We start from the raw sequence: 4,030 nt of genomic DNA, 5'->3' as shown, positions 1-4,030 counted from the left end.
AGCGGCAGGTCGGCCGCCGCGCCGGCCAGGGCGAGCGCCGCGGCGAGGTCGGCGGCGGGCTCGGTGAGCTTCACGCCGCCCACGGTCGCCGTGTAGATCTCGGTCTTCTCCAGGCGAACGCCGCCACGACGCTCCAGGACGGCCAGCACCATGCCCATGCGGGCGGAGTCCAGGCCGGACGTCGCGCGGCGCGGGGTGGGCATCTGGGAGGGCGCCACGAGGGCCTGTACCTCGGCGACCAACGGGCGCTTGCCCTCCAGGGTCACCGTGACGCACGTGCCGGACACCGGCTCCTGACGCTGGGTCAGGAACAGGCCGCTCGGGTCGGTCAGGCCGGTGATGCCCTCGTCGTGCAGTTCGAAGCAGCCGACCTCGTCGGCCGTGCCGTAGCGGTTCTTGATCGCGCGGACCAGACGCAGGCGCGCGTGCCGGTCGCCCTCGAAGTGCAGTACGACGTCGACCAGGTGCTCCAGCAGGCGCGGTCCCGCGATCGAGCCGTCCTTGGTGACATGGCCGACGAGCACGGTGGCGATGCCGCGCTCCTTGGCGACGCGGATCAGCGCGCCGGTGACCTCGCGGACCTGGGACACGCCGCCGGGCGCGCCGTCGATCGTGGGGGAGGCGACGGTCTGCACCGAGTCGACCACGAGCAGCGCGGGCTTGACCGCGTCGATGTGGCTGATCACCGCGGCGAGGTCGGTCTCGGCCGCGAGGTAGAGCTCGTCGTTGAGCGCGCCGATGCGGCCCGCGCGCAGCCGGACCTGGGACGCGGACTCCTCGCCGGTGATGTAGAGCGTGCGCGCGGTCGCGGACGCGGACTTGCTGGCGACGTCGAGCAGCAGGGTGGACTTGCCGACGCCGGGCTCGCCCGCGAGCAGGACCACGGCGCCGGGGACGAGGCCGCCGCCGAGGACGCGGTCGAGTTCGTCGACGCCGGTCGGGCGGAACCTGGCGGCCTGGACGTCGATCTGGGCGATCGGTTTGGCCGCGGCGGTCACCGGGCCCGCGGCGACCGAGCGGGCCTTGGGGACGCCGAACTCCTCGACGGTGCCCCACGCGTGGCATTCGTTGCAGCGGCCGAGCCATTTCGGGCCGGTCCAGCCACATTCGGTACAGCGGTACGACGGGCGATCCTTCGTGGTGGTCCTGGCCATGCCAGGCACCGTATCCGCCCCCGCCGACACGACCGACCGACGACGCTCCCGCGCCCGAATGTCTTGATCCTGTCACCGAGCCGGCAAAGCGATGGTGACCATGGTCGGATGCTCCCTAGCGTGTGCCGGATGCATGGTGGGGACGCGACGCGACAGTGGCCCGGCACGACGGAAGCGACGAGCGAGGCGCGTGGCGCCGTCACCTTGTACGACACGTACGCCGACGCACTGTTCGGTTTCTGTGTCGGCCTCACCCACGACCGGGAGCGCGCCGAGCGGGCGCTCTACGACACGCTCGTGGCCGGCGCCGCCCTGGCACCGGGCCTGCGCGACGCGAGTCGGGTCCGGGGGCTGTTGTACGGCCTCGCCCGCTCCGCGTGCGCGCGCACCGCCACCGGCGGAGCGGGTGGGCCCGGCGTGGTCGAGCAGGTGCTCGCGGCGGGCACCGCGGGGTGGACCGTACCCGATCGCCATCGGCTGCTTCCGTTGGCGCCCTACGCGCTGTGGGCGGTCGACGAGTGCGAGCGGATCGCGCTCGACCTGTGCGTGCGGCACGGCTTGAGCGTCGCGGAGACCGCCGACGTGCTCGCGCTGTCCGAGCGCCGGGCCGAGCGACTGCTCGCGCGCGGTCGGACCCAGTTCGCGCAGGCCATGGGCGTCTACGCGGTCGCCACCCACGCGCGGCGGGACTGTCCGGAACTGGCCATGCTCTTGCCGGACGGCGGCGCGGCCGTGGAGTCCGCGCTGCGGCCGCCGCTGTTCCTGCACGTCGACTCGTGCCCCGACTGCGTGGTGCTGCGCCCGGGCGAGGTGGACGCGGCGGCGTTGTCGGCCGGCGGGGTGCTGCCGGCGGCGCCGTTGGCGGTGCGGACGAGGCTGCTCGGGGCCGGCGCGGCGAGCGGCGCGTTGGTCGGGCCCGCGCGGGTCGGACGCAACGGGTTTCCCAAGGGCACCGGTCGGCCGCGCTCGCGCGTGCCGGTCGTGGTGGGGAGCCTGGTCGCGGCGGGACTCGTGCTCGGGGTCGCCGCGCTCGGGCCGATCGGCGGCGAGGACCCCGACTCGCCGGTCGCGCTGAACACGGCCGAACCGGCGCCGAATCGGCCGGTGCCGGCGTATCCCCCGTCCACGGTCGCCCCGACCGTGCCCGCGAGCACGGCGCCGGCCGCGTCGCGGGTGCCGAGCACGTCCGCCGCGTCGAGCGGGCCGACCACCAGGCCGACCTCGAAACCGACCGCGAGGACGACCGCCAAGTCGACGGCGCCCAAGAGCGCGAAGCCGACGACCGCCACTTCGCCGACCACCCCCGCGAACCCGCCCCCCACACGTGCGACGGCCGACGTGTCGGCCGCTCGCCCGGCGGCCCAACCCCGGTCGGGGGAGGTGTCCAAGCCGCCGGTCACCGGCGAACTCGGGTGGTCGCAGAGCAGGGTGGACCTCGGGCTCGTCGGCACGCCGAAGAGCGTCGTGCTCACCGCGGCCGAGGCGAGTGTGACGTGGTCCCTGGCCTGGACGGAAAACGATTGGCTCACGGTGAGCCCGCGATCGGGAACCCTGGCCGACGGGCAGTCGACGACGATCACCCTCGTGGCCGATCCGGATCGGGCACCGGCCGGACCGTGGGAAGTGGTGATCTCCACTCGGCCGAGTGGCCGCACCCTCACGGTCGAAGGCATCGGAAGTCGTGCGCCGACGCGATGAAAAAGGGACAACGGGAGTTTTTCCAAAGGTGACGGACATTCACTCGAAAGTATGATTGTCGATCTCGAAAGGCGTATGAAAGTGCAAATCACCTGAGTCCGCGGCACTTCGACGCCTACGTTCACGAACGTGACGGATTCGGTAACCGGCCCGGCAGCCGCCCCCGAAGGGGCTTCTCGCTCCGCTTCCCCGGCAGCGGTGCTCTCGTGGGGACGCGCCGCCTACGACGCCTACGCCGAAGGGCTCTACACCTACTGCCTGTCGGTCCTGCGCGACCACGACGCGGCAGCGGAGTCGCTGCGCAGCACGTTCGTCCTCGCCGATCGTCACATCGGCCGGCTGCCGGACCTCGACCTGCTCAAACCGTGGCTGTACGCGCTCGCCCGCTACGAATGCCTGGTCCGGCTCGACGCGCACGTGCGGGTCGGCGACGGCCCGGCCCGGCCCGAGGACGTCCGGGTCGTGTGGGCACACGAGCGCAGCCTGCCCCCGCTGGGCGGCGACGAGCCGACCGACCTGTTCCCCGGTACCGAGGCGGGGCGTCCGCCCGGACAGCGGCGCACCGACCTCGACGAACTCGCGTGGCCGGAGGCCGTGGGCCTGACGCCCGAGCAACGCGAGGCGCTCGAACTTTCGGTGCGCCACGGGCTCGACCCGCGCGGCCTCGGCGCGGTCCTGGGCTGCGACGAGCAGCACGCCCGCAGCGTGCTGCTGGCGGCGGGGCGCGAGGTGGACCGCAGCCGGGCGGCCGTCGCGGGCGCCGAGATCTCGCACGGGTGCCCCGAGGGCCAGGAACTGGCCACGGGGCGGTTGACGTCGGTGCTGCGCGACCGCTTGATCATGCACGTCGAGACCTGCCGCCGATGCGGGCCGCACGTGCGCCGCGCGGCCACCGCGCTCGCGCCGACCACCGGGGCCGCGTCCGTGCCGGTCGGGCTCACCCTGATCGCGCCGCCCGCCGCGTTGCGCGTGGGGGTGCTCGCCGAGGTGGGCAAGGGCCGGTCCGCGCAGCGGCCGCCGGAGATCGCGCGGCGGGCGGCCGAGTTCGACCGGTCCGGATTCCCGGTCTTCCACGCGCGCGTGGTCGAGCGCGGCAACCGGCGCCGGGCCACCGTGATCGCGGCGGTCGTGGTCGCCGCGGTCGTCGCCGCGCCCGGGCTCGCCCTGTGGCAGGCCGC

The 4,030-nt window shown here is 74.1% G+C and carries 2 protein-coding genes and 1 pseudogene; 2 read left to right on the top strand and 1 reads right to left on the bottom strand.

From position 1 onward, the window contains the following. Positions 1-1,154, bottom strand: a 1,154-nt coding sequence (radA, locus tag GT354_RS40175) for a DNA repair protein RadA (protein WP_161361418.1), incomplete at its 3' end; no start/stop codon positions are given. A 108-nt stretch (positions 1,155-1,262) separates the two neighbouring features. Here radA and GT354_RS40170 point away from each other — a divergent pair. Beyond that, positions 1,263-2,852, top strand: coding sequence for a hypothetical protein (locus tag GT354_RS40170; RefSeq protein WP_161361416.1), 1,590 nt, complete (start codon positions 1,263-1,265; stop codon positions 2,850-2,852). Between the two features lie 129 nt (positions 2,853-2,981). Next, a pseudogene (locus GT354_RS40165) lies at positions 2,982-4,030 on the top strand (sigma-70 family RNA polymerase sigma factor); the annotation flags it as partial.

This window comes from Streptomyces sp. SID3343, assembly GCF_009865215.1.
In the GTDB taxonomy this organism is placed as follows: domain Bacteria; phylum Actinomycetota; class Actinomycetes; order Streptomycetales; family Streptomycetaceae; genus Embleya.
The sequence above is the reverse complement of the archived record's forward strand: the minus strand, read 5'-3'. Positions and strand labels throughout refer to the sequence as shown.

Excerpts from the sequence above, each read along its gene's own strand:
- GT354_RS40170 (WP_161361416.1), top strand. The coding sequence starts at position 1,263 with ATGCTCCCTAGCGTGTGCCGGATGCATGGTGGGGACGCGACGCGACAG.